Genomic DNA, 25,935 nt, shown 5'->3' with positions numbered 1-25,935 from the left:
GCCGGTTCTCCCGCGCTCCTTGCAGTTGCGTCGAGCCGGCCGCGCATTACCTGCAAGGAGTTATTTCCCATGCGTTATCGTCTTCTCGGCCAAACAGGCCTTTACGTTTCTGAGCTTGCTCTAGGCACCATGAACTATGGTGGTGCCGGGTACTTTGCCAACATGGGGTCTCTCGGCCAAAGTGACGTGAACAACCAAATTCGGCTGGCTTTTGATAGCGGAATCAACCTGATCGACACTGCCGATGTTTATTCCTTTGGTCAATCAGAGAGACTGGTTGGTCAGTCGATTCGCAACCTAGGTCTACCGCGCGATGAGTTAATTATCGCCAGCAAAGCGTTCGCCCGCATGGGTCCCGGGATCAATCAACTTGGACTGTCGCGGCACCACCTATTCAATGCCGTGGATGCCAGCCTTGAACGCCTGCAGGTGGACCACATTGACCTGTATCAGGTGCACGGCCTTGATCCTCTGACCCCACTGGAGGAAACGCTTTCCGCCCTCGATGACCTGGTGCGCTCCGGCAAAATCCGATACATCGGCCTGTGCAACATGCCTGCCTGGCAGATCATGAAGGCGAATGGACTCAGTAGACAAAACAACTGGCAGCGCTTCTCCAGCGTACAGACCTACTATTCGTTGGCGGGGCGCGACGTAGAACGGGAGATTGTGCCTCTGATCAGAGATCAGTCCATGGGGATGCTTGTCTGGAGCCCACTGTCGGGAGGGCTGCTATCTGGCAAGTACCGAGCAGAGGGAACTCAAGGTCGTCGTAGCGGCGCCAACTTCCCACCGGTCTCACAAGAACGAGGGGACGCTTGTCTCCAAGCACTCGAAGCTGTAGCCGATCAGCATGATGGCGCCACCCTGGCTCAGGTAGCCCTTGCATGGCTGCTTTCGCGAAACGCCGTGAGCAGCGTGATTATTGGCGCTCGCACCTGCGAACAGTTGGAGGGCAACCTGGCTGCGACCAGCCTTGATCTAAGCCCAGAACAATTGGATTTGCTGGACCAAGCGAGCGAACTCCCAGCCGAATACCCGGGCTGGATGCTTGCTTTCAGCAGCCAAGACCGACTGACACCACCACAGCGCTAAGCTAGATATCCGCCTCCTCCCCCAGCAGGCAGCAGGGAGAGGAGGCAGATGTTCAGAATTGTGGCCAGCCGCGAAACCCCACGGGCAGTGCAATACAAGGGTAGCCTGGATATTGACATCCCTGCGGCATGCTTGTGTGTGGCGAGCGCGGTGTCTGATTAAGAATTAACACCAAGGCCAGCACAAACAGGGATAGACCACAGAACGTGGCGAGTATTGTTTTTGTTTTCATCGCTATGCTCTCGGCAATAGTTGAGGTTCAATTACATCTGCTGTTCCTCAGTAGAGAACCTATCTAAAGAAAGTTGTTAACGAAAATCCGCCGCCGGTCATTCGCGCCAATGCTTCGCGAGCAGAAGGAGATGACTAGGATGAAGATAAACGTCTGTCATTGATAACCTAAGGGCCCCTTCCTGGGATCCCTCAGGCAACATTAAGCATCGGAGGTAAGCCGGGCGACGACCGGAAGCCCTCATACCGAGTAGTCGACACCATCAGCCACCACTACCCTAGAGTGATTGATACTGCCATCCACATAGATCAGATGCCTAGGCAGAGGTACTTGATCTCAAGGTAGTCCTCGATACCGTACTTCGAACCTTCGCGGCCCAGGCCAGAGGCCTTGATACCGCCGAACGGCGCGACCTCGTTGGAGATCAGGCCGGTGTTGATGCCCACCATACCGTACTCCAGGGCCTCGGCCACGCGGAACACACGGCCCAGGTCGCGGGCGTAGAAGTAGGAGGCCAGGCCGAACTCGGTGTCGTTGGCCATGGTGATGACCTCGGCCTCGCCCTTGAAGCGGAACAGCGGCGCCAGCGGGCCGAAGGTCTCCTCCTTGGCCACCGCAGCGTGCTTCGGCACGTCGACCAGCACGGTCGGTTCGAAGAAGGTGCCACCCAGGGCGTGCGGCTTTCCGCCGGCAACGACCTTGGCGCCCTTGCTCACGGCGTCGGCGATGTGTTCCTGAACCTTGGCCACGGCCTTCGCGTCGATCAGCGGGCCGGTGGTCACGCCCTGCTCCAGGCCGTTGCCGATGTTCAGCTTGGCGACGGCGGCCTTGAGCTTCTCAACGAAGGCGTCGTACACGCCGTCCTGCACGTACAGGCGGTTGGCGCACACGCAGGTCTGGCCGTTGTTGCGGTACTTGGAGATCAGCGCGCCTTCGACGGCGGCATCCAGGTCGGCGTCGTCGAAGACGATGAAGGGCGCGTTGCCGCCCAGCTCCAGCGAGACCTTCTTGATGTCGTGGGCGCATTCGGCCATCAGCTGGCGACCGATTTCGGTCGAGCCGGTGAAGGTCAGCTTGCGCACGATGGGGTTGCTGGTCAGTTCGCCGCCGACTTCGCCGGCGCTGCCGGTCACCACACTGAACACGCCCTTCGGAATGCCGGCGCGCTCAGCCAGCTCGGCCAAGGCCAGGGCGGAGTACGGGGTCTGCGAAGCGGGCTTGAGGACCATGGTGCAGCCGGCGGCCAGGGCCGGGCCGGCTTTACGGGTGATCATCGCCGAGGGGAAGTTCCACGGGGTGATGGCCGCGGTGACACCGATCGGCTGCTTGATGACGATGATGCGCTTGTCCGGCTGGTGGCCCGGGATGGTGTCGCCATAGATGCGCTTGGCTTCTTCGCCGAACCACTCCAGGAAGGAGGCGGCGTAGGCAATCTCGCCCTTGGCCTCGGCCAGCGGCTTGCCCTGCTCGATGGTCATCAGGCGGGCCAGGTCGTCCTGGTTCTCGATCATCAGCTCGAACCAGCGGCGCAGCTTGTTGGCGCGCTCCTTGGCGGTCAGCGCGCGCCAGGCCGGCAGCGCGCGGTCAGCGGCCTCGATGGCACGACGGGTTTCTGCAGCGCCCATCTTCGGCACGCTGCCGATGATCTCGTTGGTGGCCGGGTTGTTGACCTTGATGGCCTGGCCACTGTCGGCATCCCGCCAGGCGCCATCAATATAGGCTTGCTGACGAAACAGCTTAGGATCTTGCAACAGCATGAGATACCTCTAGCGCCCCCTGACACAGGGGGCGCATATATCAATGGGAAAGACTGTGTGCCTGAAGTTCAACAGCATCCCTACGGACCTGTAAATCAGTCCCTACTTCCGTAGACTCTTTCGAGCACTCACTAATTGGCAAACGTACCTGAGGCTTGAGCAGGAAGCTGGCCAGTGCCGGCAGCAGAATCAGCGCACCTAGCATGTTCCAAAGGAACATGAATGCCAGCAGGATACCCATGTCAGCCTGGAATTTGATTGGCGACAGGGCCCAGGTGGCCACACCAATGGCAAGGGTGGCACCAGTGAGCAACACTACACGCCCGGTGAACAGCAATGACCGGTAGTAAGATGTGGACAGTGATTCGCCATTGCGCAAATGAACCAGCAGGATGCTCAACACGTAAAGTGCATAGTCGATGCCGATGCCTACACCAAGCGCAATCACTGGGAGCGTTGCGACCTTCACGCCAATGTTCAGCCAGACCATCAACGCCTCTGCAAGAATCGACGTAAGGATCAGCGGCAGGATTGCGCAAGCTACGGCCCGCCAGGAGCGGAACACGATGAAGCACAGCAGGACCACCACCCCATAAACCCAGAACAGCATTTCGCGGTTGGCTTTCTTAACGACAATGTTGGTTGCGGCTTCAATCCCCGATGAGCCTGCAGCCAACTTGAACTGCTGCTCCGCAGTGTTGTTCTGGGCAGCAAACTCCTCAACTATCTTTACCACCCCATCCAAGGTCTCAGCCTTATGGTCGGTAAGGAATACCCGCAGCATAGACATGTCGCAAACTTGACTGACCAATGTCAGGGGGGCGTATTTGACTAGGTTATTGATAACCGCCTGGTTAGGTATGAGACCGATCCACTTCGGATTACCCTCCGTGAGTTGCCCGGTCATAGTGCTGATGAAGGAAGCAAATGAGTCGGTAGCAGCTACGCCTGGCTGCTGGCGCAGCTGCCACTCGAGACGGTCGATCTTCTCCAGCAGCTCATAGCTCATGCACTGCCCCGCGGGGGAAGTCACCATAACGATGAAAACGTCGCTCGCATTACCGAAATGCGAAGTGATGTAGGCGTTGTCCTTATTGTAACGAGAGTCGGTACGCAACTCAGGGGCACCCGGGTCAAGATCGCCGATCTTCAAATGATGGCCGACTATAGAGCCCACGATACCGAGCACAAGCGCAGCCACCAGAGTCGGTGCAGCTACCTTACGCCGTGTGAACAGGTCCAGAAAACGCCAAAGCGGATGTCGAGCACCTCCGCTCATATCAGCCTGTTCATTACGCAAGCTGCGTACGGCCGCGCGCTGTCCCACGCCCACATAACTGAGGATGATAGGTAGCAGAATCAGGTTGGTGAAAACCAGAAAAGCCACACCTATGCTAGCGGTGGTCGCCAGTTGGCGTATCACTTCGATGTGGATCAGCAAAAGCACTGCGAAGCCCACAGCGTCACATGCCAGCGCCACCAGTCCTGCCATGAACAAACGTCGGAACGTATAACGCGCAGCAACCAGACGATGGGTGCCACGGCCAATATCCTGCATGATGCCATTCATCTTCTGAGCCCCATGGCTCATACCGATAGCGAACACGAGGAACGGCACCAGAATAGTATAGGGATCCAGTTCGTAGCCAAGTAGCCGAAGCATGCCCAGTAGCCAAAGAACAGCGATTACGGAACACAACAACACCACCAGCGTGCTACGGATGCAGCGGGTGTAGTTATAGACCAGAAGCCCGGCAATCAGGATAGCAATGGCAAAGAAAACCAGTACCTGACCCAGCCCATCGATCAGGTCGCCAACTACTTTAGCGAAGCCAACCATGTAAACGCCGATGGCATCGCTCTGATACTTGGCTCGTATTTGTTCAAGCTTACGGCTGAACTCGCCATAGTCGAGTGGTTTACCCGTTTCGGTATCGATATCCAATAACGGCACCAGCAGCATGCTCGACTTGAAGTCAGGAGCAACGATGCTGCCTATTTCACCGGAGCGCTCGATGTTCAAGCGCAACCGTGCGAGAGCCTCAGGCGAACCATCATAGTTGGAATCAATGACCTGTCCCGCCTCGATACCCACTTCGGTAATCCCGCGCCAGCGCATCGTGGGTGTCCACAGCGACTTCATATACGGTCGATTGACCCCCGCAAGCAGATAGACCTCGTCGCTGATTTTCTGCAACGTAGCTAGGTATCCTGCATCAAGGATGCTGCCCTTGCGATTCTCTACGACGATCCGCATGACATTTCCCTGTCCCGCCAAATCATCCTGGTGAGCAGTGAAGTTCTGCACGTAGGGATGATCATTGGGAATCATCCGCAGGAAGTTCGCGTTCAGCTTGAGGCCAGGGAACTGCGCGACGAAGAACGCCGTCAGAAGTAGGCAAAACAACAATACCCATGCCCTGTGGTTGAACAACAACCGTTCCAGACGCGAGCCCGAGGTGCGATCGAAGTCCTTCAAATTGGCGATGACGGGCGCTTCTTCGTGAGTGGATTGCATCAGGTGTTACTCCTTGGAAGCAGAATCGGCCAAGGTAGCCGCAGGAATCTGCACAATGCCGGCAAGGCTGGAGAGAACGACGTCCCCATGAGTGGTCTCGACCGCACCGGTCAGTGGCGCCCCCCATTCGAACGCAAGGGTTCGGAAGTCCCGTCCATTGTCATGACTGAGATGGATACGTCCGGACTGGTCTAGGAGCAGGACATCTCCATTGCTACGCAGAAGCGCTGCATTGAAGGTCGCACTATGGCTATCGGGAATATTGGACTTCTGCCAACTACCGCCGGCGTCTTCCGAAACGAAGGCATTTCCGCGCAGGCCATAAACGAGCACCCGCCGCAGGCCCATGGGTAGTAAACCGAAATAGCTTCCGTCATAGGGCGATGAACGAGCCTGGAGGCTCGCATTAGCATGATCAGCGCTCAGCAGCAGACCTTGTTCACCTGCGGCCATGAGCGTTCCAGCCACCCTCTTCAGGGCGTAGACATGCATGCCATTAGGGTTCTGCAATTCCTGAGAATAAGCTTCCCAAGTCAGGCCTGCGTCTGTGCTACGTAGTGCCAGGTTGAAAGCACCGACGACCGTTATGGTGTTCTTGTCTTCGATCAGCAAATCCAAGAATGGCTTGTCCGGACCGTCGGCTACCAAATCCTCGGCTCTGCTCAGCAAATCCTCGCGTGCAGTCTGGTCCAAGGAAGCAGCCTGATGCTTGGCATACTCCTGCATCAACGCTGCAGCACCGATTCCGTCCAGTTGCTTCTGCCAACTCTCACCACCATCGCTGCTGTGCAGAACGACTCCCATCTGCCCTACAACCCAACCATTGCGCTCATCGGCGAAGGCAACTGCAGTCAGGTTCACGTTTACTGGAACTTTGGCACTTCTCCAGCTTTGACCATCATCGTCTGAGAGGGTGATGGTCCCATGCTCACCAACAGCAATAAGCCGCTTGCCGGCTCGCGCGATGGCAAGCAGCATCGCTCGCTCCGGCCTGGCAGCCTGGACAGCCGGTTGTTCAAGTCGCTTTAGGGCAGCCACATGAATGGGATCGGAGTCGACAATCTGAGCATTCGTCATGGGAGCTGCGAATGCAGCCCCCATAATGACCGCCCCTGCAACCAGCCATTGGAGGTCAAGACGTTTCATGCGTATCACCTGCACTGGATTCAGCGAACGCCGGAACGCTCTAGTTGCTGGGGAGTAAACATCTCGGCGGCAAGCGGTTTGAAGTTCACCTCGCCACCATCGTTGAGAATGTTCATTGCGGTATAGTCGCCAGCCTGCAGGTTGTAGACAAACATTGCTACGCTGAGATTGACCGGCGCCTCAGGGCAAGTCAGCAGCGGAAGCTGGAATGTCTTCCAGAGTTGATTCTTGGCATCCCACAGGTCACTGGCGAGAATGGTCCAGCTGTCCTCATCGATGTACATGCGCCGCTTCGGCACCACGTGGCGCGCACCTGGTTTCAATGTTGCTTCTACCACCCAAACACGGTGTAGCTCCCAACGCATCAGCGCCGGATTCACATACTTCTCGCCGATCAAATCGTTGGCTGGGGCATAGGACATGTTGTTGTCGTTATAGGGGACATACATCTCCTGTCGGCCAATCAGCTTCCACTGATAACGATCAGGTGCCCCATTGAAACCCCAGCTGTCGTCGAAGTTGGTCAGGCCTGAGCTGAAGTTGTTCGGCACGTCGTACTGTACGTTAGGCGCCTTGCGCAACCGGCGCTGCCCAGTCAGGTAAGCCCAAGCATTTACCGGGGTATTGATCTGGTCATTCGGGGCGTGCACCAACTGCTTCTCGCCCGCCGAATACGCGGGGGCAGTGGCCGTTACCAAGGTCGCGCCCCAGAGCTTGTGATCCCAGGGATCTTTGCGATCGTTCGGGTATCCGTGTGGCGTGGTGACTTCCAGAATGTTGCCCGCTGTGAGCGCCCGCTTGCCGCTCGAGGAGACGAACCAGGTATTGCCTTTGACGGTGCTATCGGAACCGCGCCAGTTCCATTGCACGTTGAAGATGGCCTCATCACCATTCTGAGGAATAGGGAAAGGAATGCCGCCGGCGTAGGTATCCCGGTTGAGTACTTGGTTGGTCAGTGTAGTGCGGGTCGCATTCTGCTTCGTGCGATCGTAAATGAACTGAGGAGCCGCTGCCGTACGGTGGCTGGGATATACATCCAGACGATAGCCTGGATAAGTCTTCAGCATCTGCACAGTACCGATTGCCAGCTTTCCGGCGTACTGATCGACATTGGCGGCCGTAATGCTAAACAGCGGCTTCTCGTCAGTGAACAGCTTTGGCGGTAGGTTCGGATTTTCCTTAGGAGCCGAGTTGGTCAGGCCTCCGGTCCAAGCAGGAATCGAGCCATCGGCATTACCCGCCTTTATTGCCCCCATTGGTGTCAGATCATTGCCCAGACGCCCAGCTTCAGTCTCACTTACTGCGGCAAAAACATGCAGAGGAACGGCGGTAGTAACACACAGGGCAAGCAGAGCGAACTTCTTGTTGTATTTCATGGCACATCTCCCATCAGAACGAGTAGGCAGCGTTCAGCAAAACAAAATCGCGGTCGTGGTAGGCGTTGTTGTCGTCATCGCCGAGGAACTTGGTGTAGCTGATGCCACCCCGAAGGTTGCCGGCGTACTTGAAGTTGAGAGCAGCAGTCACATCGCCACCGTGAGCAGCGCCGGTCACGTTGAAGCCCGGATCTATCGCCGACTTGCCGGTAAAGTTGTAGCCCAGGGTGATCGGGCTACTGATATCGATGGACGGCAGCGCCTGATACCAAGTTGGCTCGAAGACTCCACGGAAACCTGCAGCCGTGCGGACGGTGTTGTCTTTGTCACGTAGATCACCATTCTCGGTCACCTTGTACAAATGGTTGGCGCCAAGTTCAGCAGTAAGTTGAGAGGTGTCCCACAGCGACACTCGAGGCAAGATCCAGATAGTCGAAACCTGAGCATGAATGGTCTGGCCAACTGCATAGCCCGGGTGATGGTTGCCATCGATGCGTTGATCGTCCACGACCAGCAACTTGCTGGCATCACTGACCAAAGGCATGTTGTCGCGGAACGAGATCTCACCAGCCACGTTCGCATCTCCAACCTTGGTAGATGCACTCAAGCCAAACAGCTTGATGTCTTCGGGATAGACGAACAGGTATTCGTCAGGCACCACGACGCCAGGAGCCACCGTTGAGGCGTGCAGAAAGACCTGGGGAGTCTTGGCGTGATAATTCAAGAAATAAGCGCCGTAATCCCAGTCCCGATCGAAATCACGGTACTTCAATGCCAAGCCCCACTGACCACTGTTGCGAGCTTTGATGTCATGGCCGTGCGGCACACCGAATCCGGGTGCAAGCAACAAGCTCTCCCCTCCCTTGAACACCATGTCACCGACACTCCAGTAAGTGCCGGGAGCCGCTACCCGAGTCTGCTCGTATTCGAACTGGTAGTAGCCCTCTACAGACAGGTTGTCAGTCAGCGAAAGCGCCATCGACAACTGGTTCACTGGCATGAAGACCTCTTTGGCCAGGGTACTGGGCACAGAGAGGGCCTTGTTCGCATCGTTCGGCGCCTGGCCGTTAGAAATGCCGTTGGTGACCATGAACAGGCTTTCACCCCAAAGCAGCGTGTGTTGGCCAAGGCGCCAGGAGAGGTAGTGATCGCCGAGATCCATGCCGCTGTGGATGAAGGCATCGAGCACCTCCAAATTACGCCCCGCCTGAACCTTCGCGTCCTCAGTGAAACTGTGGTTGTCTACCGAGGTCATGTTGTAGGTATCTGCCGCGATCGAGCGATGGTCACGGTTATAGACGTTGTCGTACCAGCCTGCCGCACTGATACGGAAGCCGCTATTGGCCTGATCTTTCAGCGTGAAATCGAACTCGGAGAGAATGTCGAAACGATTACTGATCAAGTCATGCTTATTGAATGCCGCATCGCTATCGTTGGTGTTCAGGTTGCTAGTATTGAATGTCGACGGTGCCTCAGTACGCTGACCGATCTGATACTTCACCGTGTTATCCCAGCGGATCTGGTAGTTATCGTTATCCGCAAGTTGAGCAGCCTGAGCCTGACCGACAGCGCTGGCGGCAAGCGCGGAGATAATGCTTGCAAGGGCAGTGCGGCAGATTCGTTGTTCTTGTTTTGTCATTTCTTTCTATACCTACGGTAGCGGTGGCAACGAGGTTGAAATGCGGGCGCAGCCAGCCTCTGACAGATCACCGAAGGCGACCTGACTGTACGTGCTGGAGAGGAACCTAGGGGCGACTAGTAGTGTTCGGACAATTCGCGGCCTTGCATCCCAATGGGGGAGCAATCCAGGCGAGAACGAGTCACGACGGAGTTTTGAGGCGTCGGCAGAACGGCGCTTGCGGCGCCATCGGACAGGCGCGCAAAGAGGCATGGTGGGGAAGCTGTCATGTCCTGTTTTCCTTGTAGTTTCTGGACAGACCAAGCATCGAAGCTTGGGCACGCTCTCCCCCGACAACAGACCTCGAGGAAGGCATGACCTTACAATCACCCAATCCTTAGCAGTGCTCTCCTATCGAAAGATAGAGCAAAGATAGTTGCCAGCCTCCAAGTCGCTCATCCGTGCTCAATCAGAAGCTGCGCAAGGTAACCTCCAGCTTGCCCCGGAGGCGTATCGACACGATGAATCAAGGTGAAGGACTGGGTACCAAGCTGGCGGATTGGCGCCTTCAGACGTACTAGGCGCCCTTGCTGCAAATCTTCCTCGACTCGGTGTAACGGCATGTGCCCCCAACCGAACCCGGAACGCAACAACGCCAACTTAGTATCAAGGTCAGTGACCCTCCAGGTGCGTACGCCGCTGATAGCCAACGGCCACCCATGAGTCAACCCACTGGAATCATCGAGAATCAGCTGTAAATGCTCACGCAGAACAGCCATTGACGGAGCCTTCGAATAGACCGCCAACGGGTGATCCGGCGCTGCGACTGGAACCATTTGCAGATAGCCGAAATCACGCGGTTCGATATCATCTGGCCAGTCATGGAACAGACCACTGATGCCCAACACACAGGTACGCGATTCAACCAATTGCAGCACCCGCCCCAAAGGGCCGCTTTCTATACGGAGCGCAACCCCAGGAAACTCGACAGCAAAGCGGCCAAGCAAGGTCGCCAATCGCTCGACCGGATAAAGCACATCGACCGCCAGGCTGACCTCCCCCTCCAGCCCTCTGCCCAGACTTTCCACCCCAGCCCTCAGCTCATCTGCAAGTAGACACATGCGCCGAGCATAAGCCAGCACAACCTCTCCATTCTCAGTGAGGATCGGCCTGCGCTTCCCACGCTCGAACAACGTTAGGCCAAGCTGGGCTTCCAAGTTGGCGATGGTGTAACTGATCACCGGTTGCGTCCTTTCTAGACGGCGAGCTGCCGCGGAAAACGAGCCGCAATCCACTACCTCGGCGAGAACCCGCAACTGATCGAGCGAAGGCGCTGACATATAGATACCTTGAATAGTTTAAATAGCTTTTACCTGGCTTATCTCTATACATCCACCTCCCTATGCTTCCACCAGACACTGTTCCAACTGGTACAGGGTTTCCACAAGAACAAGCGGAGCACTCGAATGACCAGATATCCGGTACTGCCTCTCGGCCTGACACAGGAGGTCTTTGGCCAAGCCATTGACGCCTTCCGACTATTACTCGGTACTACTCAAGTGATCACCGAAGCGCAGAGGCTGGCACCCTATCGCAAAATCATGTTGCCCCACGACGAAAATGACTACGCCGCCTCTGCAGTGTTGCTACCCGACTCAGTTGAGCAGGTACAAGGCATCATGAAAATCTGCAATCGATTCAAGGTGCCGGTTTGGCCAATATCCACTGGGCGTAATTTCGGTTACGGCTCAGCAGCTCCAGGAGAGCGCGGCCAAGTTGTTCTCGATTTAAAACGCATGAATCGAATCCTCGAAGTCGATGCGCAGCTATGCACCGCACTGGTGGAGCCAGGAGTCACTTACAAGCAACTGCAGGACTACCTAAAGGAGCGCGATATCCCGCTATGGCTGTCCTTCCCCGCCCCGGGCCCAATCGCAGGTCCAGTTGGTAACACACTGGAACGCGGAGAAGGCAACACGCCCTACGGCGATCACTTCAACAGTGCCTGTGGCATGGAAGTAGTACTAGCCAACGGCGAAGTGCTACGCACCGGCACCGGCGGACTGGTCAACTCGAACTCCTGGCAAGTGTTCAAATACGGTTTCGGTCCCTATCTGGACGGTCTCTTCACCCAATCCAACTTCGGCGTAGTCACTAAGCTCGGTCTTTGGTTAATGCCTGCTCCAGCCGGCCATCGCACGGTGATGGTGCAGTACGACGAGGAACAGTTAGAAACCGCCATCGACACTCTCGCACCATTGCGCATCGCCGGCCACATCCCCAACGTCGGTGTAATGGCCAACGCCACTATCGCACTGACCTCAGTAAAGAACCGCCATGAGATCTACCAAGGCACCGGAGCCGTACCACAGGACATTCTCCGCGCCGAGGCGAAGAAGGTCGGCTTGGCCGACTGGAATATCATCTTCACTCTATATGGCAACGAAGAGCGCATAGCCGCTGACTACAAGCTGGTTAGCCAAGCCTTCGAGCACACAGGCGGTCGGGTGATCCCCGATATTCATGACCCGATGCAAGTAAACGAACTATCACTCGATGCCTTTCGCCTATACAACTGGCGCGGCGGTGGAGGCTCCATGTGGTTCTCTCCGATCTGCCCGGCTCGCGGCCGCGACTTTGTCGAGCAGACACGCTTGGCCCGCTCGATCTATGAGGAGTTCGGCTTCGACTACATGTCCGCCCCAGCCCTCAGTGGACGCGCCTTGCATCATGTCATGCCACTGGAGTACGACCGTACTGACGCCGAGGAAACTCGTCGCGCACATATCTGCTTTGAGGGGCTGATGAGTGAGTTCGCCAAACGCGGCCATGCCGTATACCGCACCGGCATTGGCTACATGGATAAGTTGGCAGACGCCTATGGACCTGTAAAGAAAGAGGTCAACCGCGCAATCAAGCGAGCACTCGACCCAAACGGCATTCTCGCCCCAGGCAAGTCCGGTATTCGCTTGTGAGGAACGACAACATGAGAACAACCACCATCCATCGTTGCCGAATTGTGTCGCCGACCAGACAGCCCCTCTTAGCATGCTTGCTAGCACTCAGTGCCACGCCCCTACCCGCCCTGGCACAACGCAGCGCGGAACAGGTCTGGGTTGACACCTGCGCCTACTGTCATACCACCCAAATCGGCCCGGAGCTGCGCGGTCGACAACTGCCGACCGCGATGATCCAGACCTTTGCTCGTTATGGAGTACGGCAGATGCCAGCATTTCGTGAAAGCGAGATCAGCGATGCAGAGTTGGCCACTCTCGCCGAGTGGCTCAACCACCAGCCGTCTCCTACCAATGAGGAAAAGCCCCATGCAGCGCCGTGACCTGATACGCGGTGCGTTGCTACTTGGCAGCGGCGTGCTAGTAAGCGGACAACCTTTGGCTAGTCTGGCCTGGACGAAAACACAAACCATGCCACTAATCACCCTGCTCGAAGACAGCATGAACATAGACAGCCTGATCACCGAGCGAGACAAGACATCCAGCAAACATGGTGAAGTCTGGCGCCTGCCCATTGACAAGTTGCTGCAACCGGACGACTACCTCGCCCGCCTACATAACAGAACTGGTACTCAACTGCGCAGCTTGCTGGGTGCCGCCAATCACTGCCTACTGCTAGACACCCTACGCTTGCATGGTGCAGAACTACATGCCGAACAGCGAATCGCAGCGCTTCCTGGCGCACCACGCTATGTCCTATATGCCACTCTCTGACGAGCACTACCGATGATTCGCTATCTATCTCTACCGCTTTCCGCCCTACTGCTTTGTGCCTGTCTTGATGCCCAGGCCGACACTGCTGCGAACAAGCAGCTAGCACTCGACTTTACTAACCTTGCCTTCACGAAAAAACAGCTGCATCAGGCCTTCGAACAGTACGTCGCACCAGACTACATCCAGCATAATCCGCAAGCGGCAGATGGAGCCAAGGCAGCGATCAAGTTCCTCGAAAAATTTCAGGAACAGTTCCCGAACTCCAGCTATGAAGTCCAGCGCTCTGCCAGCGAGGGAGACTTGGTCTTCCTACACGTCCATGCTCGGACCACTCCCGAAGATCTCGGCGTGTCCATAGTTGACATATTTCGGGTAACGAATGGCCGGATCGTCGAACACTGGGACGTAATTCAACCGATACCGGAACAGGCAGTGAGCAAACATCCAATGTTCTGAAGCCGCTTACTAACTAAACACCGCTCAGCATACGAATATGCTGAGCGGCATCGGCTTTGGTTAAATCAGGCTTTTTCTGTAACCCGCAATAGTTGCGACTGCGACTCTTCCTTGATCAGTTTGTCGAGCACCCAACGCAGTTGGGACAACGCATTGTCGAAAGCAATCGGTACCTGCTTCGCATCAGGTGTCAGCTTCAACACACGAGCCTGAGCCTCAATCATCTGACGATCTTCTTCGAAAGCCATACGAGCAATTGCGATCATACCGTCAGCCAGTTCCTCGCTGCAGCCTGCCAAGGCGTGTTTGTAAGGGGCCCAGGAGAAAAAGTAGCGAGAAGTATCGCCGGTAACGGGAGTGATTGCCTGACAGGTGACATCGTGAGTCACCGGCTCCATTCCACTCGGCTCCTCACCATTAAACTTTTCGAGTGCGCCTTTCGGGAATCCATAGGATCGCATCACCATGACGCCAGGTACCAAGTAGTCATAAGTGCTGAAGAGGTCCATCGTATCGCTGTCGACAACTTCGCGAATATGATTCGGGATCGGTTGATTCGGTAGCCAGCGCTGAACTCGGACACCCCGCTCCAAGCGAGTCACCTTCGGACGAACATGAGCCCAGTCGGAGCCAACACCGAAGCTTTCAGGATGCAAGAAGAACAGGTGCGAGAAATCCAGCAGGTTGTCATTGACCAACTGGTAGTTGGCCTCGTACTCAATGCTTCCGGAGCGGAAGATCCAATTGGGATCATCAAGGGCAACTGCCGGCGGAATCAGCGCAGGATCAGCCTTGGCTGGGTCCCCCATCCATACCCACACCCAACTGTGTTGTTCGATTACGGGGAAACTACGAACGCAAGCCTGCGGTGGAATGCTGTCCTGTCCTGGCACTTCCACACACGCACCGGAACTGTCGAACTTCAGTCCGTGGTACATACAGCGCACTGCATCGCCTTCCTTGCGGCCAATCGAAAGCGGTGCGGAACGATGGCAGCAGCGGTCCTGGAGCGCTGCAATGCTTCCATCCTGCTTGCGGAAGAAGACAATCGGCTCGTCGATGATAGTCCGAGCTAGCAGGCCTTCAGGCTCGATTTCATAATTCCAGGCAGCGACATACCAGCAGTTGTGCAGGTACATGGATATCTCCTCTGAGTCTTGTTGTTGTTCCGCAGCAAGCGCCACGACGAGGTCAGAATAAGAGGAGTAAACGTCACCATCTATGATAGATTGAGCCCAATTTCGGCTCATTCCATCACTTCTGGAGCGCTAATGGATCTACTTGGAGAGGTCTTGCTGTCGCTGAAGGTGAAAGCCAACTCCGGCGGAATCTATTCCCTAGGATCGACATGGGGGCTTGATGTGCCGGCCACCTCCGCGGAGTACGCCTTTGCTCTTTGCTGCATAGACACGCCAATGTGGATCCTGCCTCAAGGCGCGCCCCCGCTGCTCCTTCGGCCAGGAGATTCAGCTCTATTGCTGCATGGGGCCGGATTTCGGATGGCATCGTCTCCAGATGCCGACTGCATCAACTTGCATGAATACTGGAGCAGCCACAACCTGCCAATATTGACCCCAGAGTCCCGGCAAGGGGCCCCAGTTGCAGGTTTGGCCCTTGGTGATGAACCGAGGGAGAAGCGCATGTTGACTCTCGCTTTCGTACTGCATGGAGACGGTAACAACCCTCTCCTCCGCTCGCTCCCATCAATGATTCTGCTAAGGGACAGTGCAAGTGGTCTATTCCCCTGGATTTCAACGCTCGTGACCTTTCTTGCCAACGAAACCACCGCAGCAAAGGCAGGCTACTTGGCAACCGCAACCCACGTGGCCGAACTGATCTTGACCAGTTTCATTCGCGCCCACGCCCTATCAGTGCCACCAGATAGTACCGGCTGGCTTCGTGGCATGGCAGACAAGCGTATACGTCAAGCACTGGCATCAATCCACACCCACCCCGGTAAGCCATGGACTACCGAGAGCCTCGCAGAGGAAGCTGGAATGTCTCGCTTCACCTTCGGTCGCCGCTTCACCAAGCTGGTTGGCCAGTCGCCAATTGAGTACTTGATTGACTGGCGTATGCAAGTAGCCGCCGAGCAGTTGTTGGAAGGGCAGCACTCTGTTGCTCGTATCGCGGAAGAGGTTGGATACCAATCGGAAAGAGCCTTCCGAGAGGTATTCAAGAAGAGATTTGGTCACCCACCTCTGCGTTATGCCAAAAAGCAACGAGGCTCGACTACTGACCTTTAAGCCACTTCGAAAGGCTGGCCGATACTCCACCGCCAGCCAGCCTATGCCTCAGAATGAGAACAGACACTCAGTCTGCCAGTCCGAGCAAGCTCCCCCCGTCGATTACAATCTCGCTCCCGGTGATAAACGACGATGCCCCTGATGCAAGCAATAATGCCAGCCCTTTAATCTCTTCAGGGTCCGCTACCCGATGCTGAGGATTTGATGACTCCAAGAGCTGTCTTGTCTCGGGGTCACGCACATGCCCATTAGCAATGTTAGTTGCAAAGGCTCCAGGCGCCATTGCGTTTACTTGGATATTGTAACGCGCCAACTCCAATGCAGCCTGCCTCATAAGATGTGACGCGGCAGCTTTGGCCGCAAAATAGGAGGTACCTACGCCACCAATATTGCAGAAACTAGCAACAGATGTGGTAACAACAATCTTGCCACTCCCCTGAGGCTTCATATGCCTAGCAGCTTCTTGCAGCGTGTGTAAAACCCCGTCCAAATTAATACCTAGATACTTCCGCCAGTGCTGATCGGTAATATTTTCCAGAGCACCCTCGACACTCCGACTACCATCTCGAGCGATAAATCCCTCACCAACATCCACCCCTGCATTAGCAAACACAACATCTAATCGTCCATGTGTCGTGTGGACATCATCGAATGCTGCAGCCACAGAGACTCGAGAGCTGACATCAAGCCTCTTCCCTTCAACAGAGAAGCCCCTGGCGCGAAGCCGATCAACAACTAAAGCAAGACGTTGACTGTCGACATCCCCCAGGATCACGGTAGCCCCATTTTCTGCCATCGCCTCTCCACATGCTAAGCCAATGCCACTGGCCCCACCAGTAACTATGCAGACCAAGCTCCTCACATCAAACAACTGCTCAGCGCTCATGCCTCTCTCCTTTTCTCGTGCGCAAAGCATGAGCAAAGCGTCTCTGAGCTCTAAAGATCACCTATCTATCGGCAGTAACATACACACCCCTCACAAAAGCAGAGCTTTCGGGGACGAAGCGTGAGCATCCCATGATGTTGACAAAGACAGCCAAGATATTTCCAATTACTGCTTATAATTAAACTGGTTAGATGGTGATCTACACCTTGTCACATGATCAGAAAATGGATTACAGCGACACGTCCCTAAGCATCATAATGCCACTATCCACATGGGGTGATCAGCATGACCATCCAGAGCCTCTCTGGTACACGCCGAAATAGAGGAGACTGTGAAACTCGCTCAAGCAGAAATGTTTACTGCCAACATAAAATGCTCTATACGATAGGCCATTCCTATCTCGGCGCGTAAGGCTTCAGACCCAACGCAGGACCTTTCTTGCTTAGCAGCTTTCTAACGCGCATGGCAAAAAGCCACCAATCGGAGAATCCTGCAGTTCATCCTAGTAACGGCCTCCTAGGAGTGGCATAGGATCAATAACATATTTTGTAGTCACCCGCACGGAAGCCACTATAAGCACACCAGCAACTGGCAAGAACTTAGCGGGAGGTCTACTCAAGGAACTAACGGGAGACGGCTGGCATGCAAGAGCACCACAATCCACTTGCCAAGCTGTACTATCGTCCAATCGAAGCAGCTTTACGCTGGTGCAACCTGATAGCACATGAAGCCCAGATACTGGAAAACTCTTGGCAGTGCCCTGCATTGCTAGCTCGTACCTTTCCGCAATGGCCATGCCTACATGCCAATACAGAGAAAATCTTCGATGCAGTACGAAATCACGAGCTGCCTTACGGCTGTCTTGGCACGTCCGTCCCCATGGGAACAGATGTTGAATACACATTATTGACGGTACGCCACACAGACTTGAAGAGCTGGATGTCAGTCCACTATCCCGACCAGCGACCGGCATTCCTCTTCGAACAGTCCCCCGCTATTCACTATGAGCTCAAGATTGGCTCCTACCTCGCGCTACAGGCCGATCGAGATGCACTCCAACTGCAACTCGACAAAATTCAGACAGCCTATCGCGAGCTTCTGAGCGAACTACAGTCTGTCGGACTCGAGCGAGAAAGCCTCAAAGCTCTCCTCAAATCGCAAGGAAAGCTCAGCAACCGTAGCGAACAGGTCTATCTCCATATCATTGGCACCATGCTCTCCCTGCTGCTGGGAAGCTCCCCATCCGGAAAACCACACTCTGTTTTCCGCAATCAATCAGCCATCGTTTCTGCGCTCATCGCCTACTTCGACAACGTCCCTGGAATTACTAAGCGTACCTTGGACGAAAAATTTGCTGCAGCAAAGCGCAGTCTTTCTGACATCTGAGAATTGTTGCACTGCAATCCCAACTATTGCAGCGCAATGACTTCACCGTACACATGCTATTGACTGGCCTCCACTTCCCTTCATGCGCTATCGAGCGCCGAGGAGTGATGCCATGGACCATCCAGTTACTACGCAGTCAGCCGAACGCCACATCATGCGACGCGAAGAGGTAGAACGGATAACTGGTTTTAAACGTGCGCATATTTATAACCTGATGAAACAAGGAAAATTCCCCAAAGCCAGGCGAATAGGGCTACGTGCAGTAGGTTGGGACTCTATGGAAATCGCACAATGGATTTCTGAACGCCTCACAGAAAAAGCTTAACGCCGAACAACAGTTTGCGAGAAACATGCAATGCAAGTGATCGCCATCATCTCGACCAAAGGCGGCGTGGGGAAAACCACAGTGGCAGCCAACTTGGGCGGATTCATTGCCGATGCCGGCTTGCGCGTACTGCTAGTCGACCTAGATGTACAGCCCACGCTGTCCTCTTACTACGAGTTGACTTACCGCGCCGCCGGCGGCATCTACGAGTTGCTCGCCTTCAACGAGCGAGCCTTGCCGCAACTAGTATCGAGTACAACCATCACAGGCCTCGATCTGGTTTTGTCCAACGACGAGCACCAGCAGTTGGGCTCCTTGTTGCTCCACGCCGCAGATGGCCGGCTACGCCTGCGTAACCTGCTTCCCCTATTTCAACCGCACTACGACCTGCTGCTGATCGATACCCAAGGCGCACGTAGCGTCATATTGGAGATGGCCATGTTGGCCGCCGATATGGCCATCTCCCCTATCACGCCGGAGATTCTCGCGGCACGCGAACTACAACGAGGCACGCTGCAACTGCTCGACGCCATAGCCCCGTATCGCTATCTGGGTATTGAGCCCCCCTCACTGCAGTTGCTGATCAACCGAGTGCCTGCCATTTCATCGAACGCAAGGCTGGTTCAGCAAACACTGCGGCTTATCTTCCGCGAGCACAGCGAGGTCAAGGTACTGGATACGGAGATACCTGCCACTGAGACCTTTCCGCGTGCCGCGACATCCGGCCAACCAGCACACCGGATCGAGTATCGGCGGCCATGGGGACGCCAGGCGCCTGCTGCACTGGAAACCATGCGAGCTCTGGCTATCGAGCTTTGCCCACAGTGGCAGGAACGGTTTCTCGGCGTGACCGGGCGAGTCACTGGCAGGCCTCCTCATGCCGAGCGCTCATGACCTTTGCCAGTGCAAGAAATGGCTACTCCGGCTCGTTGAGTTCGCACTGGACAAAGGCCGGGAGGTACGCCATTGCCCGATTGGGGGAGTGCTACTGCGTAAGCACGACCTACCACTGATTTTTACCTACATGGCAATGGGCAAGACTTCCTACCTCCTACGAACTGACAGCAAGCGCTACCGGTCGGGAGGTTGGAATGGCTAACCTCACGTCGCAGGAACTCGCCAGCAAGCTCCTGGCCGAAGGCTTCTCACACACCGGTCCAACGGCAGAAAGTTTGAGTGCCCCTATCGTCGAGACACCCATGGTGGTCACTCTGGACGAATTGCGCCCCTACGAACTCGACCCGCGGATCGTCCGGAATCCTCTATACGATGCGATCAAGGCTTCAATCCGGGAACGCGGCCTCGATGCTCCTCCTTCGATTACCCAGCGTCCTGGAACAACTCACTACATCATCCGCAATGGCGGCAACACCCGCCTGGCCATTCTGCGCGAGCTCTGGGCCGAGACGAAGGATGAGCGTTTCTTCCGCATTCCCTGCCTGTTCCGTCCATGGCCCGAGCGCGGCGAAATCATCGCGCTGACCGGACACCTGGCAGAAAGCGAACTGCATGGCGGACTGACCTTCATTGAGCGGGCGCTCGGGGTCGAGAACGCCCGAGAACTCTACGAGCAGGAAGATGGCAAGCCCCTGTCACAGTCCGAACTAGCCCGTCGCCTCAGCGCCGATGGCTACCCAATCCAGCAGTCTCACATCAGCCGCATGCAGGACACCGTACGCTACCTGCTACCGGTGATACCCAATATCCTCTACAGCGGCCTAGGACGGCACCAGGTGGAGAAGCTGGCAGTACTGCGCAAGGCCGCCGAGATCACCTGGCAGAAACAAGCCGGCAAACAAGCACCTGGTATCGAATTCGAAACACTCTTTCATGATGTCCTGATCCCCTTCGATGCGATGCCCGGTAGCTTCTCTGTCAGTCGGGCCAGGGATGAACTCATCGGTCGCATGGCCGAGTTGTTCGGCGTCGATTACAACGCTCTGGAGTTGGATATCGACAACATCGAACATCGCCAACAGGTCGTTACCAGCCCCCCAGTGATTACCTCGCCTGCTGAGCTCATGGAGCCATCGAGCCAGCCTGTCCATCCCGACTCCACTCCCTCGCCCATGCGCGATAAAGGTGTAAGAAAGCCTGCTTCGGTAACGCCCTCAACATCAACCGAGATGCCCGCAGCGCTTCCTCAGCCTGTGCACGCACAACAGGAGGCGCCGCTGTCAGACGACAGCATGCAGCAGTGTCTCCGGGAGAGCATTGTCTCCCCTGCCCCCAATACGGAGCGCCTGCACACCATCCAGCAACTGGTCGCAGAGCACACCGGAGAGTCCGTGCCCGTGTTTGCTGACAATGTGCTGCAGGCTATCCCCGTGCAGGCCGGGGGGCTCTTCCCGATCACCGATATCTGGCGCATCGATACGAGCCTGGACACACCTGATCGGCTACGCATCCACATTGCCCAGTTCGCTCGTGAGATTGCTTCGGAGGCCGGTCTGGCTGACCTCATTGAAGCCGCCGACATCGGCATCGGCTTCCTTTGCGTATCACCTTCGGCGGCCAGTCCAATGACCGTATTTGGCTATGCACTGCTGGAGCTCATGCACGCCCTTTGCAACTCCCTCGGATCTCCCCTTTTAGATCAGGAATACCGCCATCTGGAGAACCATCTTGGGGGCTTGCTGTTGGGCAACAGAAACATGACCTCGGGCCCCTCTCCCCGCCTGAGTGACAATGGATTGGTCAAGCTGTACCGCCTGATTCGGCTCGCGCGCCGCCTCTTCGATCTGGAGACCAAGCCTGACGACCCTGACCACTGAGTGAGGCTGGAGGGACACACTTATGTCGGCACCTCATCCGCTGAACCAGGCTGTTGTCGCGCAGGTTCTGCACGACTTACGCAACGGCCAGCTTCGCCGCTGCCTGTCCATGGGATTCAGCGAGCGTGAACTGGATGTCCTGAAGCAACCGGCATTGGTGAGCCTGCTGACCAACGCTCAGGTGCCTTGGTGCACCGTGAAGGTCAATACGGAGATCCTTTGGCGGCTGGTCGGTCAGTTGGACGACATCGAGCACGAGATCGCCACGGTCGACCGCATGCTGCGCCTGGGCGCCAGCACTGAGATGGTCAGCAAATTCTACGGCTTGACCCACCAGGAGGTTGCTCTACGTCGTGACGTCATCGGCCTGCCCAAGCGCAAGGGGCGTCATCCGGTACTGAGCGAAGAGCAGGAAACATCTCTATGGAAACACTGGAAATCTGGCATCAGTGAACGTGGTATTCCGCTGGAAGACGACAGTGCCATGCTTGCGTTGACGATGGATCTGGCCGAAGCCTTGTCCTTGCCCATGTCGGTCATCTGGGCCGCGATACGGAGTTGGATCGACCAAGGCTTGGTGTAACCATGGCCTCGTCCGATTGGCCACCTGTCGGTCCCTCGCCTCTATCCGCTCTGCTCGAGGACGCGCTACGAGGCCTGGCGCCACCTCAGAGTTCGTCGTCAGTCGGCGATGGTTTTCTCTACAGTGGCAACCGCCAGGAGAGCGTCCCCCGCGCCCTACTCCTCGACCGGCGTCTGACCCCGCTGGAGCGCAATGCCTGGCAGGTGTTTCGACTCCTGCTTAATGCCGACGGCGTGACCGCATTTCCAACCTACGACCAGTTACGCCTGTACCTAGCCTCGACCCCTTGTGCGGAGCAGGCTTCGCACGAAACGGTAGCCCGAACGCTCACCCTGCTGCGATTGACCCGTTGGCTCAGCCTCGTGCGCCGGCGGCGAGACAGCAAAAGTGGTCGCCTCCTCGGCAACCTCTACGTTCTACACGACGAGCCCCTGACCCCCTACGAAGCCATGCAGCTCGATCCAGAGTATCTGGGCCTGGTCAGCCACTCACTCGACCATGCCAGCAAAGCGATCCGACAGGTCGGGTACTACGCCATTCGGGAGCTCGCCGAAGACCCATTGCTCAGTGGCCGCCCTCTGCCGACACGACTGCAGGTGCTGGCCCAGCGCATGGCGCAAAGCAGAGTCGAAGCAGGCAACGTCCTTCCCCAAGAGGCGGACAAACACGAATCCGGTGAGCTCCTCGAGTCCCCTCTTCGGAATGGTGGAAGTCCCTCTTCGGATTCCGAAGTAGGTGGCAAATCCCGTCAAACCGGCCCTCTTCGGCATCCGAAGCAGGACCGTACTGAAGTACTGAGTACTCGTATAAAAAGATCTGTACGTACGGAGCCGTACGCGCGAGCTCACCAGGACCTGCGGTTACCGGAACGCTTCCTGGCCTTGAAGGATGAACAACAGGCCGGGGCACTAGTGGCCTTGCAACAAGTAGAAGCCGAGCTGCGACAAGCCGTTCTGGATGAGTGGGCGGCGCGCTGCCGTGGCAATGATGTGCGCAAGCCGGCCGGCTATCTGTTCGGCATCATCCAAAAAGCCATCCGCGGCGAATTCAAGGTCTGGGCTGGACAAGGTAGGAACACCTCCGAGAGCGATGAAAATATCGAGCCTCCAGACCAGCAGCCAGCCACTCCCGGTGTTGCCCAGATGCATCTAGCGCAGTTGCATGCACTACTTGGGCGAAAGAGATGAAAGCCCACTAGAACTCAGTAGCACTATCCCCAGGGGATAGGTGGAACAGGGGGACTTCCTCTACCAGCAAACCTGGCTGTGTGTCGGTACGGTTAGTTGACTGACGGCCTTCCCCTCCCCCAGCACGCTGACGACTCGTTCCCCTGACGGCGAGTCGAGCTCATGGCCAACGACACCCTGCAACTGAACCTTGGGTCCCTTCGTGCACCGATGTCGCTGACGTTGCATACCCATCATGCCTCACGGGTCTGGCACGGCCGCGCCCCCGCGGAAGGTCGGCCCGGTATCGTCGGCCTCAATGGCTTCATCGCCGTGATGAACAAGATGAAGCGCGGCGCCGAGCAGGACGATCCTTACAGCGACTGGTGGATGCTGCGAATCGAGGAAAAGTTGGCGCAGACCAAGGAAACCCTCCAGGCCCTGCGCGAACAGATCGACCTGGCTCTGGCCGACATCCCCTCAGCCATCTCGCTAGGGGAAAATCTGAATATCCAGCCAGTCCGGCTACAGCTGTTCGTGAATGCGCAGTTGGGCTTCATGGCGATCTATCTGTTGGCCGACTACGACAACCTGGCCCGCAAGTTGATCCTTGCGCACCATACCGCGCTGATCGACCGTTCGACGTTGGAGCGGTGGCTCAACGAGGGCGCCCACGCGCTGCGCAGCCTGTTCAGCCTGGCCCAGCAATACCGATTCTCTGGCTGCACCAGAGACGACTTCGCGGCGAAAAATGCCGCAGCCCGAGCGGCGATCGAGAAGTTCGGCGAACTGCCGCAAGACGTGCTCGAAGGTGTCCGTCGTTCTCGCTATGCGCCACCCATCGTTCGGCGCTCGGCACTGACGACCTCTGCAGGACTTGCCGCAGGCGATGACGACTTCCCGGCTGAAAGCGCCGATGAGCCGGCGACTGGGGCGAACGACAGCGAAGATGCGCCAGCATGACGAACACCTCGGCATCTGCGGCAGCCCGTCGCTTTATCCCCCTGGAACAGGCTGACTTCCAGAGACTGGAACACGCAGCCTCTCTAAAAGGCCTTTTACGTCCCTTTCCTTTTAAAGGTAAGGGGACGCTGACTGAGTGGGCCAGCCAGTGCCACGCGCTACGTGACGAGCTGATCGCGCTGGCGCAGCGGAGCGTACTGGCGCAGGCCAACGCCTACCCCTTCCGCTTGTTGCCTGTACAACTGGCCCAGCAGACGACTGGCGCAGGAACCGTGTTTCTGCGCTGGCGCAAGCCCGACCGTTCGGCGATGGGCGTGGCCCTGTGGCAAGAACTGATCACCAGCCATTCCACTCCCGAATCGCTGATCGACGACCTCCATGCGATGGAAGTCCAGCGCATCGTCCTCAACATGCAAATCAGCCTGCTGCACACGCTGGGCCGCCAAGCCCAGGAATGCGCCAACAAGGTAGCCCGCGCCGAATCGACCTACCTGCAGCGTGTCTACCGTCACGACCTGCCCATCCGCACCACCCACCCCGAGGAATCACCATGAGCACTCATTTCGTTGGCGAGGGCAATATCGGCTCGGCGCCAGAATACCGGGAGTTTCCTAACGGCAACGACGAGCCGCGACGCCTACTGCGCCTCAACGTCTATTTCGACAATCCTGTTCCGACCAAGGACGGATTTGAGGACCGCGGTGGCTACTGGGCGCCTGTGGAGTTGTGGCATCGTGACGCCGAGCACTGGCGGTCGCTATACCAGAAAGGCATGCGCGTTCTCGTCGAAGGACGCACTGCACGTGACGAGTGGGAAGATGCCGACGAGAACGAACGAGTGACCTTCAAGATCGAGGCTCGACGGGTCGGGATACTGCCCTATCGGCTGGAGTCGGTCGTGCTGAGCCCGAAACCGATAGCCGACGCAGGTACCGCAGGCGAATAACTGAAGGTCGAAGAACTCGGTGTAGCTATCCCCCAGGGATAGCTACACCGAGATCCACGGATTTCCAGCGCGCTCTCTAAACGATATTACTGGTCAGCAGCACCGGGCACGATTTCGCCCCCTACAACCAAGACCCATTCGGAAGGACCACTCACTGGTCCTCCCATCATTTGACCAACCAGGACTCGACGGTATCGTTACCGTATTCGGTCTTCCATGCCTTCAGCACTTTGTGGTTCCCACCCTTGGTTTCCACAGTTTCACCGGTGTGAGGGTTCTTGTAGACCTTTACGACACGCGCCTTGCGCCGCGCATCGACCTTGTGGTTGACCTTACGGCCAACAACGCCAGCTGCCGGATCCAGGATCCCAATGATATCTTTCAGGTTTTTGCCATAAGTGCTCATCAGCTTCTTCAGCTTTTCTTCGAACTCGATTTCCTTCTTCAGGCTCGAGTCGTTCTTGAGCGACTCCAGGTATGCAAGCTGCTCGGCAAGAGCCTTTTCGGCGGCACGAAACTCTGCCAGACGGGACATATTGGACTCCTATTATTAGATAGAGGGAAAAGCATGAACTTACGAAATTATTATAAGACAACCAACCTAATGGCAGCCAGAGTGAAAGCAAGAGATAATTATATAAAATATAAAGACACTCATGCAATCCAACATAACGAGTTGAGCCCCCTCTCCTCATCAATGAGCGCATGTTTGTTGGCACGACAATCGGAGTTGG

At 56.4% G+C, this 25,935-nt stretch carries 24 protein-coding genes; 15 read left to right on the top strand and 9 right to left on the bottom strand.

What is annotated here, in order from left to right:
* The first annotated feature begins 69 nt into the window (after positions 1-69).
* On the top strand, positions 70-1,095 hold the full coding sequence (locus PcP3B5_RS12935; RefSeq protein ID WP_061561485.1) for an aldo/keto reductase: 1,026 nt from the start codon (positions 70-72) through the stop codon (positions 1,093-1,095).
* Between the two features lie 540 nt (positions 1,096-1,635).
* On the opposite strand, the gene gabD is transcribed toward PcP3B5_RS12935, so the two are convergent.
* The 6 genes from gabD to PcP3B5_RS12905 all read right to left on the bottom strand — a co-directional run bounded on the left by gabD (position 1,636) and on the right by PcP3B5_RS12905 (position 11,082).
* Positions 1,636-3,084, bottom strand: coding sequence for an NADP-dependent succinate-semialdehyde dehydrogenase (gabD, locus tag PcP3B5_RS12930; RefSeq protein WP_061561484.1), 1,449 nt, complete (start codon positions 3,082-3,084; stop codon positions 1,636-1,638).
* Positions 3,085-3,124: 40 nt separating this feature from the next.
* Complete coding sequence (locus tag PcP3B5_RS12925; RefSeq protein WP_082816318.1) at positions 3,125-5,602, bottom strand: efflux RND transporter permease subunit; 2,478 nt, start codon at positions 5,600-5,602, stop codon at positions 3,125-3,127.
* Between the two features lie 6 nt (positions 5,603-5,608).
* Positions 5,609-6,748: a YCF48-related protein gene (locus tag PcP3B5_RS12920; protein WP_082816317.1), complete on the bottom strand. Its 1,140-nt coding sequence runs from the start codon at positions 6,746-6,748 to the stop codon at positions 5,609-5,611.
* Between the two features lie 20 nt (positions 6,749-6,768).
* On the bottom strand, positions 6,769-8,124 hold the full coding sequence (locus PcP3B5_RS12915) for a DUF1329 domain-containing protein (RefSeq protein ID WP_061561482.1): 1,356 nt from the start codon (positions 8,122-8,124) through the stop codon (positions 6,769-6,771).
* 13 nt (positions 8,125-8,137) lie between these two features.
* Positions 8,138-9,763 (bottom strand): DUF1302 domain-containing protein, encoded by a 1,626-nt coding sequence (locus tag PcP3B5_RS12910; protein ID WP_061561481.1) that lies wholly within the window; start codon positions 9,761-9,763, stop codon positions 8,138-8,140.
* A gap of 434 nt (positions 9,764-10,197) precedes the next feature.
* Entirely contained in the window at positions 10,198-11,082 is an 885-nt protein-coding gene (locus PcP3B5_RS12905; protein WP_061561480.1) for a LysR family transcriptional regulator, read from the bottom strand.
* Between the two features lie 126 nt (positions 11,083-11,208).
* On the opposite strand from PcP3B5_RS12905, the gene PcP3B5_RS12900 reads away from it, so the two are divergent.
* From PcP3B5_RS12900 to PcP3B5_RS12895, 4 genes are read left to right on the top strand one after another with little or no spacing between them, the layout of a single operon-like run.
* The gene (locus tag PcP3B5_RS12900; RefSeq protein WP_061561479.1) at positions 11,209-12,717 is read left to right on the top strand and encodes an FAD-binding oxidoreductase; all 1,509 of its coding nucleotides are present in this window, start codon (positions 11,209-11,211) and stop codon (positions 12,715-12,717) included.
* A gap of 11 nt (positions 12,718-12,728) precedes the next feature.
* Entirely contained in the window at positions 12,729-13,079 is a 351-nt protein-coding gene (locus tag PcP3B5_RS30670; RefSeq protein WP_082816316.1) for a c-type cytochrome, read from the top strand.
* Positions 13,066-13,470 carry a hypothetical protein gene (locus tag PcP3B5_RS31440; RefSeq protein ID WP_145923900.1) on the top strand — a complete coding sequence of 135 codons (405 nt, stop codon included), beginning with the start codon at positions 13,066-13,068 and terminating at the stop codon, positions 13,468-13,470. The genes PcP3B5_RS30670 and PcP3B5_RS31440 overlap by 14 nt, the downstream gene beginning before the upstream one ends.
* A gap of 12 nt (positions 13,471-13,482) precedes the next feature.
* Positions 13,483-13,926 (top strand): nuclear transport factor 2 family protein, encoded by a 444-nt coding sequence (locus PcP3B5_RS12895; protein ID WP_070065496.1) that lies wholly within the window; start codon positions 13,483-13,485, stop codon positions 13,924-13,926.
* Positions 13,927-13,991: 65 nt separating this feature from the next.
* Here PcP3B5_RS12895 and PcP3B5_RS12890 read toward each other — a convergent pair whose 3' ends face one another.
* Entirely contained in the window at positions 13,992-15,065 is a 1,074-nt protein-coding gene (locus PcP3B5_RS12890) for an aromatic ring-hydroxylating dioxygenase subunit alpha (protein WP_061561478.1), read from the bottom strand.
* A 153-nt stretch (positions 15,066-15,218) separates the two neighbouring features.
* On the opposite strand from PcP3B5_RS12890, the gene PcP3B5_RS30665 reads away from it, so the two are divergent.
* The gene (locus PcP3B5_RS30665; protein ID WP_160336929.1) at positions 15,219-16,172 is read left to right on the top strand and encodes an AraC family transcriptional regulator; all 954 of its coding nucleotides are present in this window, start codon (positions 15,219-15,221) and stop codon (positions 16,170-16,172) included.
* Positions 16,173-16,239: 67 nt separating this feature from the next.
* Here PcP3B5_RS30665 and PcP3B5_RS30660 read toward each other — a convergent pair whose 3' ends face one another.
* Positions 16,240-17,058 (bottom strand): SDR family NAD(P)-dependent oxidoreductase, encoded by an 819-nt coding sequence (locus PcP3B5_RS30660; protein ID WP_082816313.1) that lies wholly within the window; start codon positions 17,056-17,058, stop codon positions 16,240-16,242.
* 642 nt (positions 17,059-17,700) lie between these two features.
* Between PcP3B5_RS30660 and PcP3B5_RS30655 the strand changes: the two genes are divergently transcribed.
* The 9 genes from PcP3B5_RS30655 to PcP3B5_RS12845 all read left to right on the top strand — a co-directional run bounded on the left by PcP3B5_RS30655 (position 17,701) and on the right by PcP3B5_RS12845 (position 25,201).
* Complete coding sequence (locus PcP3B5_RS30655; protein ID WP_082816312.1) at positions 17,701-18,444, top strand: hypothetical protein; 744 nt, start codon at positions 17,701-17,703, stop codon at positions 18,442-18,444.
* Positions 18,445-18,556: 112 nt separating this feature from the next.
* Complete coding sequence (locus tag PcP3B5_RS30650; protein ID WP_082816311.1) at positions 18,557-18,769, top strand: AlpA family phage regulatory protein; 213 nt, start codon at positions 18,557-18,559, stop codon at positions 18,767-18,769.
* Between the two features lie 30 nt (positions 18,770-18,799).
* Positions 18,800-19,663: a ParA family protein gene (locus PcP3B5_RS12880; protein ID WP_061561476.1), complete on the top strand. Its 864-nt coding sequence runs from the start codon at positions 18,800-18,802 to the stop codon at positions 19,661-19,663.
* Positions 19,664-19,860: 197 nt separating this feature from the next.
* The gene (locus PcP3B5_RS12875) at positions 19,861-21,543 is read left to right on the top strand and encodes a ParB family protein (RefSeq protein WP_061561475.1); all 1,683 of its coding nucleotides are present in this window, start codon (positions 19,861-19,863) and stop codon (positions 21,541-21,543) included.
* A gap of 22 nt (positions 21,544-21,565) precedes the next feature.
* On the top strand, positions 21,566-22,126 hold the full coding sequence (locus tag PcP3B5_RS12870; protein ID WP_061561474.1) for a DUF2857 domain-containing protein: 561 nt from the start codon (positions 21,566-21,568) through the stop codon (positions 22,124-22,126).
* 2 nt (positions 22,127-22,128) lie between these two features.
* The gene (locus tag PcP3B5_RS30645) at positions 22,129-23,313 is read left to right on the top strand and encodes an STY4528 family pathogenicity island replication protein (RefSeq protein ID WP_082816310.1); all 1,185 of its coding nucleotides are present in this window, start codon (positions 22,129-22,131) and stop codon (positions 23,311-23,313) included.
* 162 nt (positions 23,314-23,475) lie between these two features.
* Positions 23,476-24,255, top strand: coding sequence for a PFL_4669 family integrating conjugative element protein (locus PcP3B5_RS12855; RefSeq protein ID WP_061561471.1), 780 nt, complete (start codon positions 23,476-23,478; stop codon positions 24,253-24,255).
* Positions 24,252-24,809 carry a DUF3158 family protein gene (locus PcP3B5_RS12850; RefSeq protein WP_061561470.1) on the top strand — a complete coding sequence of 186 codons (558 nt, stop codon included), beginning with the start codon at positions 24,252-24,254 and terminating at the stop codon, positions 24,807-24,809. Before PcP3B5_RS12855 ends, PcP3B5_RS12850 begins: the two co-directional genes overlap by 4 nt.
* Complete coding sequence (locus PcP3B5_RS12845; protein WP_061561469.1) at positions 24,806-25,201, top strand: single-stranded DNA-binding protein; 396 nt, start codon at positions 24,806-24,808, stop codon at positions 25,199-25,201. The genes PcP3B5_RS12850 and PcP3B5_RS12845 overlap by 4 nt, the downstream gene beginning before the upstream one ends.
* 166 nt (positions 25,202-25,367) lie before the next feature.
* On the opposite strand, the gene PcP3B5_RS12840 is transcribed toward PcP3B5_RS12845, so the two are convergent.
* Positions 25,368-25,736 (bottom strand): histone-like nucleoid-structuring protein, MvaT/MvaU family, encoded by a 369-nt coding sequence (locus tag PcP3B5_RS12840; RefSeq protein ID WP_061561468.1) that lies wholly within the window; start codon positions 25,734-25,736, stop codon positions 25,368-25,370.
* Between the last annotated feature and the right edge of the window lie 199 nt (positions 25,737-25,935).

Source organism: Pseudomonas citronellolis, assembly GCF_001586155.1.
GTDB lineage: Bacteria > Pseudomonadota > Gammaproteobacteria > Pseudomonadales > Pseudomonadaceae > Pseudomonas > Pseudomonas citronellolis.
The sequence above is the reverse complement of the archived record's forward strand: the minus strand, read 5'-3'. Positions and strand labels throughout refer to the sequence as shown.